The organism is Pseudomonas sp. W17, from assembly GCF_040268305.1.
In the GTDB taxonomy this organism is placed as follows: Bacteria; Pseudomonadota; Gammaproteobacteria; order Pseudomonadales; family Pseudomonadaceae; genus Aquipseudomonas; species Aquipseudomonas protegens.
In genome coordinates this window covers 2618415-2638250 of record NZ_CP158490.1, presented here as the reverse complement: position 1 = coordinate 2638250, position 19836 = coordinate 2618415, and the positions used below count along the sequence as shown (strand labels likewise).

Here is a 19836-nt window from a genome sequence, read left to right as displayed (position 1 = left end):
AGGACTCACCCGGCGCGCCAAAACGCTGTTTGCAGGACCGGTACAACAACTAGAAAAACCGCTGTGGTGTGTCTTTAAACCCTGCCAGGTTCAAACACGAAAGCGCGGCCCGAGGTGTCAATGACGACCCGCAAGGCCCCGCCTTTACCCACTTACACAGGCTCAAGGAGAACGGCTTCATGGAGATTGAAGAATTCGGCTACAAACAGGAACTCAAGCGCGGGCTGAGCCTGCGTGACCTGGTGGTCTACGGGATGATTTTCATGATTCCCATCGCCCCGTTCGGGGTCTACGGCTACGTCAACCAGGAAGCCCCGGGCATGGTGCCCCTGGCCTACGTCATCGGCATGGTGGCGATGGTCTTCACCGCCCTGAGCTACGGCGCCATGGCCCGCGCCTTTCCCATCGCCGGCTCGGTGTATTCCTACGCCCAGCGCGGCCTCAACCCGCATGTGGGCTTTCTTGCCGGCTGGCTGATGCTCCTGGACTACCTGCTGATCCCGCCGCTGCTCTACGTCTACGCGGCCATGGCGCTCAACCACCTGTACCCGGAAGTGCCCAAGGTCGGCTTCATCCTGGCGTTCCTGGTCAGCGCCACCTTCGTCAACCTGCGCGGCATCACCTTCACCGCGCGGATGAACATCCTGTTCCTGCTCGCGCAACTGGCGGTCCTGGGGATCTTCCTGTTTTACGCCTGGAATGCCCTGCACGGTGGCGCCGGCAACGGCCAGCTGACCCTGGCGCCGCTGTACAACCCGGAGAACTTCCACTTCGGCATGCTGATGCAGGGCGTGTCCATCGCGGTGCTGTCGTTCCTCGGCTTCGATGCCATCTCCACGCTCGCCGAAGAGGTCAAGGGCGACCCGGGCCGCAGCGTCGGCCGCGCCGCGCTGATCACCCTGGTGGTGATGGGCGCGATCTTCGTGGTACAGACCTGGATCGCCACCGACCTGGCCGCCGGCATGGGCTTCAAGTCCGCCGACACCGCCTTCTATGAAATCGCCGAACTGGCCGCCGGCAGCTGGCTGGCGACCCTCACCGGAGTGGCCACCGCGCTGGCCTGGGGCGTGGCGGTGGCCATCACCTCGCAGGCCGCGGTATCGCGCCTGCTGTTCGGCATGGCCCGCGACGGCAAGCTGCCTAAGGTGCTGGCCAAGGTCCACCCCAAGCACAACACCCCGCACATCAGCATCTACCTGGTGGCGGTGCTGTCGCTGCTGATCTGCTACCTGTTCATCAACTCGGTGGACACCCTGACCTCCCTGGTCAACTTCGGCGCCCTGAGCGGCTTCATGCTGCTGCACATCACCGTGATCAATTTCTACTGGCGCCGGCAGAAGTCCGGCCAGGTGGTGCGCCACCTGATCTGCCCGGTAATCGGCTTCGTGATCGTCAGCGCCATCATGTACAACATGGGCGTGGATGCGCAGAAACTCGGCGCCATCTGGATCCTTGCCGGGCTGGTCTACCTGTTCCTGCTGAACAAGCTGGGCAGCGGCGCCGCCCTGCCCGACCCGCTCAAGCACTAGTTGCACCCGCGCGGCGCCCCAGGGCGTCGCGCCAATCCCGGCGCTGCCAGCAAGAGCGGCCCGGGGACTGGCCGCCGGATGCCGCGGCCGTGGAACTGCGTGGTAACCGACAGTGATGTCTGGCCAGTGCCTGCCCCCCGGGGCAAGCGGCCCTTGATACAGGAGTACACCCATGCTGGCCTTGCGTCCGGTGGCGTTATCCGATCTGCCCCAACTGCGGCGCCTGGCCCGCGAACGCCTGCTGGGCGTGACCTCCCTGGTGGATGACGAAACCTGCCTGCGGGACAAGATCCTCGATTCCCAGGCCTCCTTCGCCAAGAGCGATGCCAGCCAGGGCCCGGAGAACTATTTCCTGGTGCTCGAGGACCTCGACAGCGGCCAGTTGCGCGGCTGCTCGGACATCCTCGCCACTGCCGGTTTTGCCAGCCCGTTCTACAGCCTGCGCAACCGCCCGTTCATCAGCAGTTCCCGGGAGCTGAACATCCAGCACGGGGTGCCTACCCTGTCGCTGTGCCACGACCTCAGCGAACAGACCCTGCTGCGCAGCTTCCATGTCGACCCGCCGCTGGGCGGTACGCCACTGGCCCAGCTCACCTCCCGCGGGCGGTTGCTGTTCATCGCCGCCCACCCCCAGCGCTTCGCCGACAGCTGCATCAGCGAGATCGTCGGCTACAGCGACGCCAACGGCGAGTCGCCGTTCTGGCAAGCCGTGGGCCAGCACTTCTTCGACCTGCCCTATGTCGAGGCCGAGCGCCTGTGCGCCCTGCAGGGCCGCGGCTTTCTCGCCGAACTGATGCCCCAGTACCCGCTGTACATCCCGATGCTGGCGCAGGCGGCCCAGGACTGCATCGGCCAGGTTCACCCGGATGCCCGGGAGGTCTGTCAGATCCTGATCGACGAAGGCTTCGCGCCGACCCAGTACGTCGACCTGTTCGATGCCGGGCCGACCCTGCAGGGGCGCAGCCACCAACTGCGCTCGATCGCCCAGAGCCGGGTCGCCACCAGTTACCCCAGCCCCCAGAGCGGCCAGGGCCAGCAGTGGCTGCTGAGCAACGAGCGGCTGCAGGGCTTTCGCGCCATAGTCGCGGCGCTGGACACCGCCCCGGGCGATGAAGTCGGCCTCGACCCGGCCATGCTCCAGGCCCTGCAACTGGCGCCGGGCGAGCCGGTACGGAGCGTTGCCTTATGAACCGGCCCCTGTTGCCCCCCTGCCCGGCGTCATTGCCAGGAGCCCGCCAATGATCGTCCGTCCGATCCGCGTCACCGATCTGCCGGCGGTCTTGAGCCTGCTCGAAGGCAGCTGTCGCGAACTGAACAACCTGTCCACCGACCCCGAGCGCCTGGCCCATCGGGTGCGCTGGGCGCAGCGAGCCTTCGCCAACCAGGTGGAGCGGGCCGATGCCGACTACCTGTTCGTCATGGAGGATGACGAGCAGCAGGTGATCGGGGTCTGCGGCCTGAGCGGCGCCATCGGCCTGCGCGAGCCCTGCTACAACTACCGGGTCGGCACCACCCACGGCAGCGCCCCGGTGCTGGGCATCGAAAAGCACATCCCGACCCTGTTCCTGTGCAACGAGATGACCGGGCAGTCGCTGCTGTGCTCGCTGTTCCTGCGCCGCGATCTCCGCCAGGGCTACACCGGCCGCCTGCTGTCCACCGCGCGCCTGCTGTTTGTCGCCGAATTCCCCCGGTTGTTCGGCGACAAGCTGGTGGCCGAACTGCGCGGCCAGCTCGACAGCCAGGGCCGTTCGCCGTTCTGGGACAGCCTGGGGCGGCACTTCTTCAAGATGGGTTTCCAGCAGGCCAATCGCCTGTCCAGCCACGGCAGCAAATCCTTCATCGCCGAACTGATGCCGCGCCAGCCGCTGTACACCTGCCTGCTCAGCCCCCAGGCGCAGGCCGCCATCGGCCAGGCCCACACCAGCACCGAACAGGCGGTGAGCATCCTGCGCGACGAGGGCTTCAGCCATCAGGGCTGCATCGACATCTTCGATGGCGGGCCGCTGATCGAGGCCGAGGTGGCGAAGATCCGCAGCGTGCGCGAGAGCCAGACCCTGCCCCTGCTAGTGGGCACTCCGGACGCACAGGCGCCGGTGTGGCTGATCCACAACCGGCGCCTGGAAAGCTGCCGCATCACCGCCGCCCCCGGGCGCCTGGTTTCGGGTTGCCTGCTGGTGGACCGGCTGACTGCCAAGCGCCTGCAACTGCAGCCGGGCGACTCGGTACGGGCGGTGCCGCTGCTGGCCTGCGAGTCACGCACGGCCCTGCACGCACAGCGGCACCTGGCTCCGCAAAGCGCCCTGCTCCTGTAGCCGCTGCCGCAGGCTCGGGCCGCGTTCGGAAGAACGGCCCGCAGGGGCGCGAAATCTCAAGACCGCTGAGGCGCTCGACATGAGACTGCCAAGCAATGCCCTGCGGGCCTTTGCGCAGCCTCACGGGCTCGGCAGTGGCTACAGAGGCGTCAGGGCGATGAATCCGGTAACACCTGGCGGCAGGCGCAACATTGACGAACGCCGGGGCGGATGTTCATATGCCGCCCAGTTTCAGGTGCCTCCTGCCGCCGTGCAGGAGGTGAAACGGGAAACCGGTGCGCCCCTTTTCGGGCAAGTCCGGTGCTGCCCCCGCAACGGTAAGCGAGTGCTGCATTCAACAGGCCACTGTACCCAAGGTATGGGAAGGCGAATGCCGCCAGACTCGCAAGCCCGGAGACCGGCCTGTGACGTCTGTTTGGCAATCCTGCGGTGGGCGGGCATGGGCCGGTATGGTCGCGTGCCCGTGGCCGATACCCTCTCCTGCGTGCTTCCCGAAGACACTTTCGAGAAGACCAACAATGACAACACCTGACTCTTTGCCTGCACGCGACTGGCGTGCACCTCGCCGCACCATGAGCGGCGCCCTGCTCGGCTGCCTGTTCAGCCCCCTGCTGCTGGCGGACGACAGCCCCCTGACGCTGGACCAGCAATTTGTTTCCGCCCCCTCGGTGGAGTCCACCACGGTGGCCGAAATGGCCCGCTATGGCAGCAAGGTGGAGATCATCGACCGCCAGCAGATCGAACGCGCCGGCCCCAGCAGCGACATCACCCGGGTCCTGCAGATGTACGTGCCGGGGCTGTATGTGGCGCCCAAGAATGGCCCCTTCGACTACGGCACCTATTCCCTGCTGGGCGGGCGCAACGACGACACCCTGATCCTGCTGGACGGCGTGCGCCTGAACAACCGCCTGTACGGCGGCCTGTACCTGGATACCCTGCCGGCCAACGCCATCGAGCGCATCGAGGTGCTCAAGGGTGGCCAGAGCCTGCTGTTCGGTACACAGGCGGTGTCCGGGGTGATCAACATCGTCACCCGCAGCCCGCAGACCCGCGACGTCTCCGGCGAGGTCAACCTGGGCCTGGACAGTTTCATGGGCAGGAGCGGCGATGCCCGCGCCGAGCAGATCCTCAGCAATGGCCTGGGCGAGCTGGGGCTGTTGGCCTATGTCAGCCACAACGTCTCCGATGGCTACCAGCCATTTCGCAACAGCGCCTACAACGCCAACACCCGGGACAAGAAACGTGGCTATGAAGTGACCACCTTCGGCGCCAAGGCGATCCAGGGCCTTGGCGACGCTTCGCGGCTGGAACTGTTCTACCAGTACAGCGACGCCAACCTGGATTTCGCCCGCCCGGTGAACAACCGGAAAACCACCAACGACCGCATCCAGCAGATCGCCACCGCGACCTTCGAACAGCGCCTGGGCGAAGGCTTCAGCTACTTCGTCAAGGGCCATGTCAACGACTGGGACACCCGCTACACCCGTATCAACAGCACCACCAGCGGCGCCCCCCAGGTGATCAACCACAACGACTACTGGGGCTTCACCGACTGGGGCCTGCAGGCCGAGGGCAAGGCCGAGCTGGACGGCGGCCACGTGCTGGTATTGGGCACCGACAACCAGTGGTTCAAGGGCCAGGACGACGTGCTGAAGATCGATAACAAGCAGGCCCAGGCCAATGCCCTGTACACCCAGCTGCGCCCGGTGTTCGACGCCCTGCCCGACTGGCACCCGAGCCTGGGCGTGCGCCACGAGAAAATCAGCGGCGGCGAGAGCGCCACCGTGGGCATGCTCACCTCGCTCTACGACCTGACGCCCCACTGGCAACTGCGCGGCCAGTACGGCAGCGCCTTCAAGCTGCCCAACGCCGAGCAGCTGTACGCCAACGAGGACTACGAAAAAGGCAACCCCGACCTCAAGCCGGAAAAGAGCCTCAATGCCGAGCTCGGCCTGGACTACAAGGGCAGCCTGCTGGCCGGCGAATTCAACGCCAGCGTCAGCGCCTTCCACCGCAAGATCGACGACCTGATCACCCTCGACGCCAACGATGTCTGGAGCAACGGCCAGGGCCGGATCAAGGTGCGCGGCATCGAACTCGACGGGCGCTGGCAGTTCAGCCCGCAATGGACCCTGCAGGCGGACATGACCCGCAACCTGTTGGAGTCGCGCAACGGCATGACCCTGAGCAACATCCCCGGTTTCTTCGCCCGTTCGCGGCTGGGCTTCGAAGCCCCGGACCGGATGTGGGGCGTGGGTGGTGCGGTCCGCTACATCGGCCAGATCGACAGCCCGAAGAACGTCGACTACGGCCACTATTCGGTGGTCGACGCCGATGCCTATCGCTACCTGGATACGGCCCAGCAGCACCGCCTGAGCCTACTGGTGGAGAACCTGTTCGACCGCGACTACAGCACCAGCATGACCAGCACCTCGCCCTCGGTGGACAACCTGGGGCGACCCTTCACCACCGAAGTGCGCTACACCTACCGCTTCTGAGGCCGACCGACATGCATGAGAACTATCAACGGGTGCTGTTCGTCGGCCCCGGCCTGCACGGCGGCGCCCTCGGCGAAGCCTTTCGCAAGGAGCTCCAGGCCCTGCGCGGCGACGGCGCCGACACCCGGGTGATCGACACCCTGGACGGCTTCGACAGCCTCTGGGCGGCGCTGGGCGATGCCCTGCCCGAGGACGGCGCGAAGCTGCTGGTGGTGGACCTGGAGCCCAGCTCCGACAGTGCCTACCTGGACTGGCTGCGCGATGAGCTGGGGCGCCTGGCCCAGGCCCACCCCCAGGCACCGCGGCTGTGGATCACCGCCCAGGCCCTGGGCCGGCGCGGGCTGGACGCGGCCCTGGCCTGCGCCAGCATCGGCCAGCGCGAGCGCCACCTGGCCTGCGACAACGTCAACGCGGTGCAGAGCGACCCGGGCTGGTCGCGGGTGCCGCCCCATGCCCGCCAGGTGTTCCTGTGCACCGGCCCGCGCTGCGTGCGGCGTGGCGCCCTGGCGCTGTGGAAGACCCTGCGCCGCGAACTGCTGCGCCTGGAGCACATGGAGACACCCGGTGGCGTGCTGCTGACCCGCACCGCCTGCCAGTTCCCGTGCAACCTGGGGCCGGTACTCACCGTGCATCCGGACGGCTGCTGGTACCGGGTGCGCGATGACGGCGAGGTGCTGCGCCTGGTGCAGCAGCACCTGGTCCAGGGCGAACCGGTGGCGGATCTACGGATTCCCGCGCCCTACGGAGGAACGGCGGATGCCTAATAGACTGCTCGGCCTGCTGCTGTGGCTGGCGGCCCTGCCGGCCCTGGCGCACAGCTACCAGAACTGTGGCCGGACCTGGACGGTGGCCGGCCCGCCCCAGCGCATCGTCGCCCTCAACCAGCACAGCGCCGACCTGCTGCTGGCCCTGGGTGCCGGGCCGTCGATGATCGGCGTCGCCTATCTGGACGACGATGGCCAGGCCCAGGCCGAAGGGCTTTACCACGGCGTGCCGGTCATCGCCCGCCAGTACCCGTCGGCAGAAGTGCTCTACAGCCTGAAACCCGACCTGGTGGTGGGCGGCTTCGCCTCGGCCTTCCCGGAAAACTTCAGCTCCCGGCAACGCCTGGGGGCCATAGGCGTAGGCAGCTACCTGCTGGAATCGGCCTGCGCCGGGCATGACCAGGACTACTTCGGGCATATCCGCCGCGACCTGTTGACCCTGGGCCGGCTGCTGCGCCAGGAAGCCCGCGCGCAGCAACTGGTGGGCCAGATGGATGCCGACCTGGAGGCCGCCGCGGCCCTGTACCGCGGGCGCCCGACCCCTTCGGTGTTCTACCTGGACAGCGAAGTCAACGGCCTGGCCAGCCAGGGCCAGCACGGGTTTGTCGGCGTGCTGCTGCAAGCGGCCGGTGCGCGCAACAGCTTTGCCGCCATCGACCGCCCGCGCCTGACCGTGGACAGCGAGACCCTGCTGGCCAACGACCCCGACGCCATGCTCCTGGCCGACGCCCTGTGGTCGCCCGCCCGGCGCAAACGCCAGCTGCTGCACAGCGACCCTGTGCTGTCGCGATTGCGCGCGGTGCGCGAAGACCGGCTGATCGACATCCCCTTCGCCCGACTGGTCCCGGGCATCGCCAGCGGCCGCACCGCCCTGGAACTGGCCCGGCGCCTGCACCCCACCCTGTAGGAGCCGGCTTGCCGGCGAAGGGAACACCCCCGACCCCGAGGCGTACCCACAGACGCCTTCGCGGGCAAGCCCGCTCCTACAACCGCCAACGAGCCCCCCGTAGGAGCCGGCTTGCCGGCGAAGGGAACACCCCGACCCCGCGGCATACCCACAGACGCCTTCGCGGGACACAAGGAACAGCGGCTACAGGGAGTTGAGCAAACGCCTGGACGGCTGCTCCGGCGGGTGGCAGGTGACGTTGTTGCGGCCGCAGGTCTTGGCCGCATACAGGGCCTGGTCGGCATCGTTGAGCCAGCCCATGGCGTCGTCGTGCAGGGGGTTGAAGGCCGCCAGGCCGATGCTCAGGCTGACCTGCAGCGCCGGGCTCTGTTCATAGCCCAAGGCGCCGAAACGACCGCGCAGGGCCTCCATCAGTTCGGCGGCATGGGCCAGGGGCACGTCCGGCAGGATCACGCAGAACTCGTCGCCGCCATAACGCCCGGCCTGGTCGCTGACCCGCAGGTTCTGCCGCAGCAGCTTGCTCAACTGGCGCAGCACCACATCCCCGGCCACATGGCCGTAGGTGTCATTGATGGCCTTGAAGTGGTCGATGTCGATCAGGGCGATGGCGCCACCATGGGCCTGGCGCTTGCAGCGCTGGAACTCGATCTCCAACTGGTCCTTCCAGGCGCCATGGTTGAGCAGCCCGGTCAGGCTGTCGGTGCGGCTCAGGGCCAGCAGCTCGCGCTTGTGCCGGCCCAGGGTCACCGCCTGCTGATAGCAGATGTAGCCCAGGGCCAGCGGGTACAGGGTCAGCATCGGCAGGCTGGCATACACCTGCTCGGGGGTGGTCTGGGCGACAAACGCCGGCCCGAACAGCCACAGGGCAACGCCCATGCCCAGCACTTGGGCCGCACTGCCGGCGAGGAAGAAACGTAACCCGCCCAGGGCCATGTTGTTCATGGCCATCATCCCCAGGGTGGTGGCCAGCGGCAGCGGATTGAAGTGCATGGCGCCGACCCAGAAGCCCCCCAGCAGCGAATCCACCAGCAGGTTGCGGTACTCGGCACGAAACGGCACCCGGGCCAGCCGCGCCCATTGGTAGGCCAGGTGCGGCCAGGCAAATGCATTGAACAGCATGAAGCCCCAGACCCAGGGCGCCGGTTGCAGGGGCGCCATCCCCGCGGCCACGCAGAAAAACCCCAGGGCCAGGCCCAGGGTCCGTGACCGATAAAGCCTCCTGGCCAATGACAGTCCCTTCCCTCTGGTGTCCTGCGCAGGGAGCAAGTTGCCTCCGATCAGCAATGGGTAAAGGTGGAACGAGCGGGTGGCAAGCAACCGGTGAAAGTCTATCAGTCGCGTTTCAAAGCGCCATCACTGCCAACGCCCAGTTTCGACCTGCCAGCGCCAGCAGGTGGGGAATATTTGGCTATAACTGAGGGGCGGCCGATAACAGACTTCGCAGTGGCGAGCACGACGCGCGCCGCCCCTGAGCCGATCCACCCTGCCCCTGGAGGCCGCCGATGCTGGTGATCCTGGTCCTGCTGCTCCTTGCCGCACTCTGGTGCTACCGCACCTACCCGCGCATCGGCCACCTGTTGTACGACGCCAGCGTGGCCCTGGAAGCGCGCCTGTACCGACTGCAGAAAGTCCCGGTGCAGATCGGCGAAGAGACCCTGATGACCTACCAGGGCGGCCCGGCCCAGGCGCCGGTGATCCTGCTGCTGCACGGCCTGAGCGCGGACAAGAGCATCTGGCTGCGTTTTGCCCGGCACTTCAACCGCGACTACCGGTTGCTGATCCCGGACCTGGGCGGCCATGGCGAAACCGCCTATGCCGCCCACCAGGACTACCGTGTTCCGGCCCAGGCCCAGCGCCTTTTGCGCTTGCTCGACGCCTGCGGCATCCAGCGGGTGCAGGTGATCGGCAACTCCATGGGCGGCTATATCGCCGCCTGGCTGGCCGCCCACGCCCCGCAACGGATCAGCGGCCTGGCGCTGTTCGACCCGGCCGGCGTCGAAGCCCCCGAGACCAGCGACCTGCAGCACCTGCTGGAACAGGGCAAGAACCCCTTCCTGGTCCGCTCCCGCGCCGACTTCCAGCACTTCTACAGCCTGACCATGGCCGCCCCGCCCTGGGTGCCCGAAGCAGTGCTGGCGGCCATCGCCGAACGCTATCAGGCGCGCCGCGGGCAACTGGCGCGGATCTTCGCCGAGCTCCAGGCCAGCCCGCCCATGGAGCCCGAGCTGGCGAAGATCCAGGCCCCGACCCTGCTGCTCTGGGGCCGCGAGGACCGCCTGCTGCACCCCAGCAGCGCCCAGGTGCAACTCTGGGAGGGCATCGGGCATATGCCCATGGTCGAACGCCCGGTGCGCAGTGCCCGGCTGTACCAGCAGTTCCTGGAACGCCAGCGGCACTGACAGCGGCCCGCTCATGCATTCATTTGCAGAATGAAGTTCAGAGGAAACTTCGTTTGTCAGCCCCGGGCAGGCCCAGCAGAATCGAGGCCGACCCGCCCTTTCACGCCTCGCCCCTCTACCACGGGAAGCCTGTTCATGAGCAACCAGCACTTCGTCAGCCCGGACCTGATCCGCCAGGGATTTTCCCGGGCGATGTCGGACATGTACCGCGAGGAGGTGCCGCTCTACGGCGCCCTGATGGAGCTGGTGGCCGAAGTCAACACCCAGGTCCTGGAGCGGCAGCCGGCGCTTGCCCGGCACCTGCAGAGCAGCGGTGAGTTGCAGCGCCTGGACCTGGAGCGCCACGGCGCGATCCGCGTCGGCAGCGCCGCCGAGCTGGCGACCCTGGCCCGGCTGTTCGCGGTGATGGGCATGCAGCCGGTGGGCTACTACGACCTGACCCCCGCCGGGGTGCCGGTGCATTCCACGGCCTTTCGCGCGGTGCACGAAGCGGCCCTGCAAGTCAGCCCGTTCCGGGTCTTCACCTCGCTGCTGCGCCTGGAGCTGATCGACAACCCGGAGCTGCGCAGCTTTGCCGAACAGGTCCTGGCCCGGCGCCAGATCTTCACCCCCCAGGTGCTGGAACTGATCCAGCAGGCCGAGGCTGCCGGAGGCCTGGACGCCGAAGACGCCGAGCGCTTTATCCGCCAGGCCCTGGAAACCTTCCGCTGGCACCACCACGCCACGGTGACCGCCGCCCAGTACGCCAGCCTCAGCGCCCAGCACCGGCTGATCGCCGACGTGGTGGCCTTCAAGGGCCCGCACATCAACCACCTGACCCCGCGCACCCTGGACATCGATGAAGTGCAACGGCTGATGCCTGCCCGCGGCATCACCCCCAAGGCGGTGATCGAAGGCCCGCCGCGCCGGGAATGCCCGATCCTGCTGCGCCAGACCAGCTTCAAGGCCCTGGAGGAATCCGTGGCCTTCACCGACCAGGCCCAGAGCCAGGGCAGCCACAGCGCGCGCTTCGGCGAGATCGAACAGCGCGGCGCGGCACTGACCCCCAAGGGCCGCGAGCTCTACGACCGCCTGCTGAATGCCGCCCGCGACGCCCTGGGCGACTTCCCCAACGAAGCCAATGCCCAACGCTACAACCAACTGATGCAAGAGCACTTCAGGGAATTTCCCGACAGCCACCCGGCCATGCGCGAACAGGGCCTGGCCTACTTTCGCTACTTCGTCAGCGAAACCGGGCTGGCCGCGCGCAACCAGCCCCAGCGGCCCACCACCCTGGCAGCGCTGCTGGCGGCCGGGCACCTGAGCGCCGAACCCCTGGTGTATGAAGATTTCCTGCCGGTCAGCGCCGCCGGGATCTTCCAGTCCAACCTGGGGGACAACAGCCAGAGCCACTACGCAGGGCAATCCAACCGCCAGGCGTTCGAAGCCGCCCTGGGCCGCCCCACCCTCGACGAACTGCAGCTCTACGCCCAGACCCAGCAGCGCTCCCTGGAGCACTGCGCCGCCACCCTGGGCCTGCCGGCGCTCTAGGGCGCAGGGCAGGCCCGCGGGTCGATGCCGGCCTTGCAGCCGGTGCACTGCCCCCATGGTCATGGACCCGTCGCGGCGTTATTCTGCCGCCACTTGCGCCCCCATCAGCGGCGCGCCACCACCAGGGATGGACACGGCGAATGAGATTAGCGATCGGCCTGTTTTTATGCGCGGCACTCGGCGGCGCACTCACCACCCACGCCGCAGAAACCGTCAACGACATCACCCAGCTCAACCCCATAGTGGTGGACCAGGTGGTGCGCCCCACCCGCCTGGAGCAGATCGTCCAGCTGGTGGCCGGGCACCCCGGCCCCATCGCCATTGGCGGCGGGCGCTACAGCATGGGCGGCCAGACCGCCACCGAACAGGCCTTACAGATCGACATGCGCGGCTTCAACCGGGTGCTCGACTTCTCCAAGGAACGCAAGGAAATCACCGTGCAGCCGGGCATCACCTGGCGCGCCGTGCAGGACTACATCGACCCCCACGACCTGTCCGTGAGCATCATGCAGAGCTACGCCAACTTCACCGTCGGCGGCGCCCTGAGCGTCAACGCCCATGGCCGCTACATCGGCTACGGCCCGCTGGTGAGCTCGGTGAAATCCATCAAGCTGGTGCTGGCCGACGGCCAAGTGGTGGACGCCAGCCCGCAGCACAACAGCGACCTGTTCTACGGCGCCATCGGCGGCTACGGCGGCCTGGGGGTGATCGTCCAAGCCACCCTGCAACTGAGCGACAACGTGCGCCTGCTGCGCAGCGTCGAAGAAATGCCCCTGGGGGACTACCGCCCCTACTTCCAGGCCCGGATCCAGAACAACCCCAAGGTCATCCTGCACAACGCCGTGCTCTACCCCGACCAGTACCAGACCCTGCGCGCGGTTTCCTACAGCCAGACCGACCTGCCGGTCACGGTCAAGGAACGCCTCACCCCCCTGGACCAGAACTACTGGAAAGAACAGAAGGCCCTGAAAGTGGTGAGCCAGTGGCCCGGCGGCAAGACCCTGCGCCAGGAAGTGATCGACCCCCTGGTGCTGAAAAAACCGCAAGTGTCCTGGCGCAACCACGAAGCCAGCCTCGATGTGCGTGAACTGGAACCCGACTCCCGGGCCAAGCGCACCTACGTGCTGCAGGAATACTTCGTGCCCCCCGACCAGCTGGAAAGCTTCATCCAGGAGATGGGCGCGACCCTGCGGGCGCACAAGGTCAACGTGATCAACCTGTCGATCCGCCACGCCAAGGCCGACCCCGGCACCCTGCTGGCCTGGGCCAAGACCGAGGTCTTCGCCCTGGTGCTGTACTACCAGCAGAGCACCGCGCCAGAGGAACGGAAAAAAGTCGGCGTATGGACCCGCGCCCTGGTGGACAGCGCCATCGAGCGCGGCGGCAGCTACTACCTGCCGTACCAGATCCACGCCACGGCCCAGCAGTTTCGCGCGGCCTATCCACGGGCCGGGGAGTTCCTGGCGCTGAAGGCCCGGGTCGATCCGCAGAACAAGTTCCGCAACAAGTTGTGGGATGCCTACGGCAGCGACACCCGCAACCAATAGGTCGCACTCTGGGGCTCAACGGGCCCCGGACTTGTCGCCGGCCAGCACCTTGCGTTGCTGCAGGTAAATCACCCCGTCGCCGTCAAAGGCGATCACATCGTCAGCGCTGAACGGAGCACCGCCGCCGTGCTCATGCCGCAGCCAGCCCTCGGACCACAGGTCGCCGCTTTCATAACGCATCTGGATGAAGTAGTAAGGCGCTTCGCTGCGGGTGACTTCAACGTAGTACCCACCATCGACACCGCCCTGCCACCGGGCTAGGGGATGTTCCGGCAATGTGTGCACGGCTTCTTTGAAAGGGCTCGTCCAGGCAATCCCGAGGGCAACCAGTATCAGCGTCAGGGCGCCGATCGACATGAGAAAACGCTTCAACCAGATCAATCCAGGATCTCCACTACCATCCACCTCCGCGAGCGGTCCCGCGGAGCAGTCGGCCATTTTGTTGAAGGCCCCGCGACTGCGCAATGAAAAACCGTGGGCACTTGCCAGACGCCGGCAGAGCCTTCAGCCTTGCCCGGCGCGGCAACCGCGCAAACAGCTTGGCGCCACTCCCATTCACTGCCTATCGGGAAACCCTGGCATGCGTATCACCCTGACGGATATCCACCTCACTGCAGCGCAAGACCTCTGCGTCGGCTTCTCCAGTGCCTTCGGCAACGGCCGCGGCCAATGGTTGGGGCCCCGGCCGCAGGTCGGGCAAGACTATGAAGTGGAACTGAGCCTGGAAGACGAATTCAGCTGGAATGACAACCTGGAGCCCTGCGCCCAAGGCCCGGCCCGCCTGCTCTGGGACCAGGGGTCCTTGCAGGTCAGCGGGCGCCTGGTTCGGGTCGAGGAGGAGGGTGTCGCGGCTCTGGCAATAGGCCAATCGATCGTCCTCCTGTCCCTTCTGGGCGGCCCGGAGCGCACACCCCAGTGGGTCAGCCTGCGCGCCCGCCAGGTCAGCCTGCAGCCCATTGCCCTTTGAGCGCCCACGACGAACCACGGCGCAGCACAGGAAACCTGCCGGGGAGTGTTTGAATGGAAGGCCGAGCGCCTTTCAAGGGCTCGAAAATCGCAGCACGCGACAGTCACAGAACGCGGTGCTCGCAGGACACGGCAGTCGCAGTACAGGACTCAGGAAAGGTGTTCGCCCAGTGCTCTGGCCTTGGCAATCCTTGCACCGGTAAAGAGCCCTTGCACCGGGCGAACGGTTGGCATTCTAGTGCAACTGGCGGGGAAAGTCCGTTGGCAGATTCTGAATAAAACTGCACAGTGCAGTTAACCCGATTGCCCATTGCCTCCCCCGCTCAGTTGTGCCCCCTCAGCCTTCGTGGGCAGTGCTGACCTGCAGGATGTCGGTGTAGGTCACCAGCACGCTCTGGCCCACCTTGAGGTCCTTGAGGCGCTGCTGGACTTCGGGTTTCTCCACGCTCACCACTTTCTTGTTGCCCGCCGGGCCTTCGAAGGTCAGCTGGTTTTTCTTCAAGTCGATGGCGGTGATCTTCAACTGCACCTGCACCTGGCGATAGGCCGCGCCGCCGGGGTTGGGGTTGTCTGCGGTAGCGCGGACCACGCCGCTGGCTTCGCTGGAATCGGGCTTGCCCTTTTCAACGTCGGTGTCGAGCACCGCCACCACCGAGTGAGTAACCGTGACCTTGACCTGATCGCCGACCTTGAGGTGGCCCAGGTCCTTGGCCTGATCGCTCAATTGCACATGCACCGGCTTGCCCCCGGCGCCTTCGAGCACCACCTGGTGCTTGGCGGCGTCCACCGACAGGACCTTGGTCACCACCTGATCGGCCTCGATGGCCCCGGACAGCGGGATATCGGCGGCGTGTGCGGCAAGGCTGGCGGTGCCCAGCACAGTGGCCAGGGCGATGGCGTGGGCCAGGGTATTGAGGGTTTTCATCATGAACATTCCTTGTGGTTGAGAAACACACTGACTTTCAGTCAGGCCCTTGAGCATAGACGCCCTGCCAGCTTTCACCGGGGGGATGGGTGCAAGCGTCGCGGCGCCCTCAATAACCGGTCATCTCCAGGTAGCCGCTGCCACTGTGGCTGCCAGCGAATTGCAGCGGCCCTTCCCAGTAGGGAATGCTCAGGTTCATCCAGGCCTGGGGGTTCAGGGCCCGGGTGGTGATATCCAGGCCCTTGGCGGGGATCTTCAGTTGCCAGGTGGTGGGCAGGCTGCGGCCCTGGACCCTGGACTGGGCCAGCGGCAGCAACTGGATCTGCTCCTTGCCCAGGCTCTGGGTGTGGCCATCGGTGCTGATCCAGGTGCCGGTGATATAGGGCGCCTTGTCCCGCTCGCGAACCCGGAACAGCATTAGCCGCTCGCCGCTGTCCAGGTGCAGAGAGAACCAGTCCCAGCCGCTCTGGTCGGCGCCCAGGGGCTGGCTGCTCCATTCCCGGTCGAGCCAGGCCGGCCCGCTGACCTGATAGCGCTGGCCATCGATCTGCAACTCCCCCGCGGCCTGGAAGAACGGCTGGCTGTAGTAGAAGGAGGCCTGCCCCTGGTCGGACTTGCGGCTGTAGCCGCCCTCACCCTGCAGCACCAGCGGCCGGCTGCTGGAAAGTTGCAGGCGATAGGCGAACCCCGGCCCCGCGGCCTGCACCTGCATCCGCGCCAGGGGGTCGCCGGCGCTGTTCAGGGTGCTCAGCTGCCAGTCGTCGATCCAGGCCTGGAACGGCTGCGCGATCACCCCGGCCTGGCCGACGCCACCCCGGGCATACCGCTCGGCGGCGTGGTGGCTCTGGGCCGACGTGGCCGCTGCATGGCCCAGCCACACCAGCGGCGTGCCCCAGCCCGGTTGTTCGGGAGCGGCCCGCAGGGCACTGCGAAACAGCGTCCACTGCACGCCGAAGTGGCGGCCCTGGGCGTCGCTCAGGTCTGCCGTGAGGTACCACCACTCGATGCGAAACCCGTCGTGGGCACCGTGGTCGGCAGGAAAGCTGAAACTGCGCCCCGGCAACACCGGGGTGAAGGCCGCGGCCTCGCTGCCCAGCCCGGCAAAACCCTGGGGCGCCTCGGCGGGCTGTTCACAACCGGCCAGCAGCGCCAGCAGCAACCCCGCCAGGGCCCGGCCCAACACATCAGTCTTCATGGGCAAAAGTCCTCAGCAGGTCCGCCGGTTGCGCGCGGTACAAACGCAGCAGCGGCCAGGCCGATGCCAACAGAGTCGCCAGCATGGCCAGGCCCAAAAGTTGCAGAAGCTGCCCGGGGAACACCCGCAACGGCAGGCGCCAACCAAAGGCCTGGACATTGATCACGCTGTCCAGGCACCAGGCCAGGAGGATGCCCAGCGGCAGCGCCAGGACCAGGGTGAGCAAGGCCAGCAGCCAGGTCTGCCCGAGGTTCAGCAGCATCAGTTGACGCCGCCCCACCCCCAGGGCCCAGAGCGGCGCCAACTGGCCCAACCGGCTCTGGCTCTGGGTCAGCAGGCTGATGAACAGCGCCACCCCGGACACCCCCAGGGTCAGGCTGTTGAGGGCGGCGGTGGCGGCGAAGGTGCGTTCGAAGACCTGCTGCGACCAGCCCTTGAGCCGGGCCTGATCGATGATCCGGCTGTCGTCCAGGGCGAACTGCTGTTGCAAGGCACCGACCAGCCCGGACATCGCTCCCGGCGCCAGGCGCAGGTTGAAACGGCTCGGCGTCAGCGCTGGCCAATGCGCCAGCAAGTGCCCGGCATTCACCAGCAGGTGGCCCTTGGGGTTGCCATAGTCGGCGTAGATCCCCACCACCCGGGGCGCCCACTGCCCGGCGGGCACCGGCAGGCTCAGGCGGTCGCCGGGGCGCACCTTCAGGCGTCGGGCCAGCTGTTCACTGAGCATCAGGGTGTCCTGGCTCGCCAGTTGTGCCCAGGGCTCGGCGCCGTCGCTTTCCAGGAGCGGCCAGTGCTGGCGGTAGCTGGGATGGTCGATCACCCCATACAGGTCCGCCGGCCAACCCTGCACCTGCAACGCCACCTGCCAGCTGGGCAGCACCGCGGCAACCTGGGCCTGTTGCGGCAACCAGTCCAGCAACTGCCGGGCCTGCTCCGGGCTCTGCGGATTGACATACAACTCGGCGCTCAGGCGTTGCTCCAGCCAGTCGTTGAAGGTTTCGCGAAACCCTGCCGTCATGCTGCCGGCGCCGATATTCGCCGCCAGGGCCAGCAGCAGCGCCATCAGGGCCAGGCTCAGGGCCGGCAGTTGCTGGCGGCAATCGGCAAGAAACCACTGCCCCAGCACCCCACGCCGACGCCCGAGCAAGGTTCCGAGCAGGGCATCGAGCAGCACCGGCAGGCCCAGGGCCGCCGCCAGCAGCAAGCCCGCCATCAGCACAAAGCCGCTGGCCAGGCTGTCGCCCCACTGCCACGCCGCCAGGGCCAGCAGCAGCGCCACTACGGCCACCGCACCCTGGCGGCGCAGCCAGCGGGCATGGGCCTGGTGCCAGGCCTGGGGGTTGGCCAGGGCCAGCAGCGGCAGGCGCGCCGCCCGCAGCAGGCTGGCGGCGCCGGCCAGCAAGGCCCCCAAGAGGCTCAGGCCGATACCGCTGAACCACCACCCGGGGCTGAGGCTCAACTGCCCCGCCACCTCGGCGCCGTACAAGCCGCGCAGGCTGGCGGCCACGTCCGGCAGCAGCAGCCCGGCCAGCAGGTAGCCGCTGATGACCCCCGCCACTCCACCCAGCAGCGCCAGGGCCCCCAGTTCCAGAATCAGGCTGAAGATCAGCAGCCGCGCACTGACCCCGCAGGCGCGCAAGGTCCGCAACAGGCCACGACGCTGCTCCAGGGCCAGGCCGATGGCGGCATGCACGATAAACAGCCCGACCACGAAGGACAGGAAACCCAAGGCATCCAGGTTCAGGTGAAAGCTCTCGGTCAGGCGCGCCAGGGTGTTTTCCGACTCGCCCGAATGCAGCACCAGTTGCCCCGCCAGCTCGGCCGGCAAGGGCGGCGCGCGGGCGGCAAAGTCCCGGGGCAGCAGCAGGCGGCTCAGTTGCCCCGGCTGGTCGAGTACCTGCTGGGCAAAGCCGATGTCCATCAGCAGCAGCCCCGGGGCCATGTCCGCCTGCACCTGCAACGGCGGCAGCAGCCGGCCATTGCTGGCCCGGGGCTGCTGGCCCTCGCGGTAGCCGAGGCTGGCCAGGGTCTCTGGGGCAACCCAGGTACGCCCCGGCGGGCTGAAGAATTCCACCACCTGCTGCATCGCCAGTGGCTTGCCGGCCACTGCGGAACCGGCGGGCAAGGACAAAGGCTCGATGCCCATCAGTTGCAGGCGCAGCGCCTCGAAGCCCTGCAACTGCACCCGCCCTTGCAGCACCGGCGACACCGGCCAGCCGGCCCGGCGCAGGTCGACGAACCATTGCTGGGCAAAGCTTGCGCCAGTGGCCGTGCCCAGGCTGGCCTGGGGTTCACCGCCGATCAGCTGGCTGGCCCGGGCATAGCTGTCCCGGGCCTGGCTGTTGAGGGCCAGGACCCCGGTCAGCAGGCTGGTGGCCAGCCACAAACCGGTGAGCACACTGAAGAACTGCACCGGGTGCTGGCGCCAGTGGCTCAACAGCGCCTGCAAGGTGCCACGCAGCACCCGCATCTCAGGCCCCGCCCGCTGCGGCCAGGCGGCCACGCTGCAGGACCACGGTGTGTTGCAAACGGCTGGCCACGCGCTGGCTGTGGGTCACCATCAGCAAACTGGTGGGGCTGTCGGCCAGCAATTCCAGCAGCAAATCCAGCACCTGGTCACTGGTGGTTTCATCGAGGCTGCCGGTGGGCTCATCGGCCAGCAACAGCCCGGGCCTCGACGCCAGGGCCCGGCCCAAAGCGACCCGCTGCTGCTGGCCGCCGGACAACTGCTCGGGGTAGCGGCGCAGCAAGCCCCCCAGGCCCAGGCGTTCCACCAACTGCGCCTGCCAGCGCGGATCGAAGCGCCCGGCCAGGCGCGCCTGGAAACCCAGGTTGTCCTCGACCCGCAAGCTGCCGATCAGGTTGAACTGCTGGAACACCAGGCCGACTTCGGTGCGGCGCCAGTTGGCCAACTGGCTTTCGCTCATCCGCTCCAGGCGCTGGGCGCCGATGCGAATGCTGCCGCCATCCACCTGGTCCAGCCCGGCCACCAGATGCAGCAAGGTGCTCTTGCCGCTGCCGGATTCGCCCATCAGCGCCAGGCTGCTGCCCTGCCCCAGGTGCAAATCGACACCCTGCAGCACCGCCAGCGGCCCCTGGGGGGTGGCATAGCTCTTGAACACTCCTTGTACTTCCAGCATGGGCTGACTCGTCCGACCTGAAGGGGGCTCAAGGATAACCCGTGTCGCCCATGGCACCAGCGCAAACCTGCAGCGCGGCAACCGATGAACCAGGGCGCGCCCCTATCGCCCAGCGGCCACGGAA

Annotated in this window: 16 protein-coding genes and 1 riboswitch; of the genes, 10 read left to right on the top strand and 6 right to left on the bottom strand. The window is 67.3% G+C overall.

Annotated features, from left to right (window positions below):
• Positions 1-179 precede the first annotated feature (179 nt).
• The 6 genes from ABCR88_RS12260 to ABCR88_RS12235 all read left to right on the top strand — a co-directional run bounded on the left by ABCR88_RS12260 (position 180) and on the right by ABCR88_RS12235 (position 8010).
• On the top strand, positions 180-1529 hold the full coding sequence (locus tag ABCR88_RS12260) for an APC family permease (RefSeq protein WP_325985829.1): 1350 nt from the start codon (positions 180-182) through the stop codon (positions 1527-1529).
• A gap of 172 nt (positions 1530-1701) precedes the next feature.
• Entirely contained in the window at positions 1702-2718 is a 1017-nt protein-coding gene (locus ABCR88_RS12255; RefSeq protein ID WP_350404641.1) for an arginine N-succinyltransferase, read from the top strand.
• A 49-nt stretch (positions 2719-2767) separates the two neighbouring features.
• Complete coding sequence (locus ABCR88_RS12250) at positions 2768-3841, top strand: arginine N-succinyltransferase (RefSeq protein WP_236187135.1); 1074 nt, start codon at positions 2768-2770, stop codon at positions 3839-3841.
• 216 nt (positions 3842-4057) lie between these two features.
• A riboswitch (cobalamin riboswitch) is annotated at positions 4058-4262 on the top strand.
• A gap of 151 nt (positions 4263-4413) precedes the next feature.
• The gene (locus ABCR88_RS12245) at positions 4414-6339 is read left to right on the top strand and encodes a TonB-dependent receptor (RefSeq protein WP_350404896.1); all 1926 of its coding nucleotides are present in this window, start codon (positions 4414-4416) and stop codon (positions 6337-6339) included.
• An 11-nt stretch (positions 6340-6350) separates the two neighbouring features.
• Positions 6351-7103, top strand: coding sequence for a (2Fe-2S) ferredoxin domain-containing protein (locus ABCR88_RS12240; RefSeq protein WP_350404640.1), 753 nt, complete (start codon positions 6351-6353; stop codon positions 7101-7103).
• A complete protein-coding gene (locus ABCR88_RS12235) occupies positions 7096-8010 on the top strand; it encodes an ABC transporter substrate-binding protein (protein WP_350404639.1) in 915 nt (304 codons plus the stop codon). The genes ABCR88_RS12240 and ABCR88_RS12235 overlap by 8 nt, the downstream gene beginning before the upstream one ends.
• 183 nt (positions 8011-8193) lie before the next feature.
• Here the strand turns inward: ABCR88_RS12235 and ABCR88_RS12230 are convergent, their stop codons facing one another.
• Positions 8194-9276: a diguanylate cyclase gene (locus ABCR88_RS12230; protein WP_350404638.1), complete on the bottom strand. Its 1083-nt coding sequence runs from the start codon at positions 9274-9276 to the stop codon at positions 8194-8196.
• Between the two features lie 236 nt (positions 9277-9512).
• Between ABCR88_RS12230 and ABCR88_RS12225 the strand changes: the two genes are divergently transcribed.
• The 3 genes from ABCR88_RS12225 to ABCR88_RS12215 all read left to right on the top strand — a co-directional run bounded on the left by ABCR88_RS12225 (position 9513) and on the right by ABCR88_RS12215 (position 13486).
• Positions 9513-10409, top strand: a complete 897-nt coding sequence (locus ABCR88_RS12225) for an alpha/beta fold hydrolase (RefSeq protein ID WP_350404637.1) — start codon at positions 9513-9515, stop codon at positions 10407-10409.
• A 135-nt stretch (positions 10410-10544) separates the two neighbouring features.
• Complete coding sequence (locus ABCR88_RS12220; protein ID WP_350023898.1) at positions 10545-11939, top strand: VOC family protein; 1395 nt, start codon at positions 10545-10547, stop codon at positions 11937-11939.
• A 140-nt stretch (positions 11940-12079) separates the two neighbouring features.
• Complete coding sequence (locus ABCR88_RS12215; RefSeq protein WP_350404636.1) at positions 12080-13486, top strand: FAD-binding oxidoreductase; 1407 nt, start codon at positions 12080-12082, stop codon at positions 13484-13486.
• A gap of 15 nt (positions 13487-13501) precedes the next feature.
• Here the strand turns inward: ABCR88_RS12215 and ABCR88_RS12210 are convergent, their stop codons facing one another.
• Positions 13502-13858 carry a hypothetical protein gene (locus ABCR88_RS12210; protein ID WP_350023896.1) on the bottom strand — a complete coding sequence of 119 codons (357 nt, stop codon included), beginning with the start codon at positions 13856-13858 and terminating at the stop codon, positions 13502-13504.
• A 208-nt stretch (positions 13859-14066) separates the two neighbouring features.
• Between ABCR88_RS12210 and ABCR88_RS12205 the strand changes: the two genes are divergently transcribed.
• Positions 14067-14453, top strand: coding sequence for a hypothetical protein (locus ABCR88_RS12205; RefSeq protein ID WP_236187141.1), 387 nt, complete (start codon positions 14067-14069; stop codon positions 14451-14453).
• A gap of 336 nt (positions 14454-14789) precedes the next feature.
• Here the strand turns inward: ABCR88_RS12205 and ABCR88_RS12200 are convergent, their stop codons facing one another.
• The 4 genes from ABCR88_RS12200 to ABCR88_RS12185 form a co-directional block, all read right to left on the bottom strand.
• Positions 14790-15377 (bottom strand): hypothetical protein, encoded by a 588-nt coding sequence (locus ABCR88_RS12200; RefSeq protein ID WP_350404634.1) that lies wholly within the window; start codon positions 15375-15377, stop codon positions 14790-14792.
• A 109-nt stretch (positions 15378-15486) separates the two neighbouring features.
• A complete protein-coding gene (locus tag ABCR88_RS12195) occupies positions 15487-16572 on the bottom strand; it encodes a lipocalin-like domain-containing protein (RefSeq protein WP_350023895.1) in 1086 nt (361 codons plus the stop codon).
• Positions 16562-19042, bottom strand: a complete 2481-nt coding sequence (locus tag ABCR88_RS12190) for an FtsX-like permease family protein (protein WP_350023894.1) — start codon at positions 19040-19042, stop codon at positions 16562-16564. Before ABCR88_RS12190 ends, ABCR88_RS12195 begins: the two co-directional genes overlap by 11 nt.
• Position 19043: 1 nt before the next feature.
• Positions 19044-19712, bottom strand: a complete 669-nt coding sequence (locus ABCR88_RS12185; protein ID WP_041117235.1) for an ABC transporter ATP-binding protein — start codon at positions 19710-19712, stop codon at positions 19044-19046.
• Positions 19713-19836: the final 124 nt, after the last annotated feature.

What these genes read in the sequence shown, in the direction of transcription:
- ABCR88_RS12185 (WP_041117235.1), bottom strand. Translation starts at nt 19,712, where the DNA reads ATGCTGGAAGTACAAGGAGTGTTCAAGAGCTATGCCACCCCCCAGGGG.
- ABCR88_RS12200 (WP_350404634.1), bottom strand. Translation starts at nt 15,377, where the DNA reads ATGAAAACCCTCAATACCCTGGCCCACGCCATCGCCCTGGCCACTGTG.
- ABCR88_RS12245 (WP_350404896.1), top strand. Translation starts at nt 4,414, where the DNA reads ATGAGCGGCGCCCTGCTCGGCTGCCTGTTCAGCCCCCTGCTGCTGGCG.
- ABCR88_RS12240 (WP_350404640.1), top strand. Translation starts at nt 6,351, where the DNA reads ATGCATGAGAACTATCAACGGGTGCTGTTCGTCGGCCCCGGCCTGCAC.
- ABCR88_RS12190 (WP_350023894.1), bottom strand. Translation starts at nt 19,042, where the DNA reads ATGCGGGTGCTGCGTGGCACCTTGCAGGCGCTGTTGAGCCACTGGCGC.
- ABCR88_RS12255 (WP_350404641.1), top strand. Translation starts at nt 1,702, where the DNA reads ATGCTGGCCTTGCGTCCGGTGGCGTTATCCGATCTGCCCCAACTGCGG.
- ABCR88_RS12195 (WP_350023895.1), bottom strand. Translation starts at nt 16,572, where the DNA reads ATGAAGACTGATGTGTTGGGCCGGGCCCTGGCGGGGTTGCTGCTGGCG.
- ABCR88_RS12220 (WP_350023898.1), top strand. Translation starts at nt 10,545, where the DNA reads ATGAGCAACCAGCACTTCGTCAGCCCGGACCTGATCCGCCAGGGATTT.
- ABCR88_RS12215 (WP_350404636.1), top strand. Translation starts at nt 12,080, where the DNA reads ATGAGATTAGCGATCGGCCTGTTTTTATGCGCGGCACTCGGCGGCGCA.
- ABCR88_RS12225 (WP_350404637.1), top strand. Translation starts at nt 9,513, where the DNA reads ATGCTGGTGATCCTGGTCCTGCTGCTCCTTGCCGCACTCTGGTGCTAC.
- ABCR88_RS12250 (WP_236187135.1), top strand. Translation starts at nt 2,768, where the DNA reads ATGATCGTCCGTCCGATCCGCGTCACCGATCTGCCGGCGGTCTTGAGC.
- ABCR88_RS12235 (WP_350404639.1), top strand. Translation starts at nt 7,096, where the DNA reads ATGCCTAATAGACTGCTCGGCCTGCTGCTGTGGCTGGCGGCCCTGCCG.
- ABCR88_RS12205 (WP_236187141.1), top strand. Translation starts at nt 14,067, where the DNA reads ATGCGTATCACCCTGACGGATATCCACCTCACTGCAGCGCAAGACCTC.
- ABCR88_RS12260 (WP_325985829.1), top strand. Translation starts at nt 180, where the DNA reads ATGGAGATTGAAGAATTCGGCTACAAACAGGAACTCAAGCGCGGGCTG.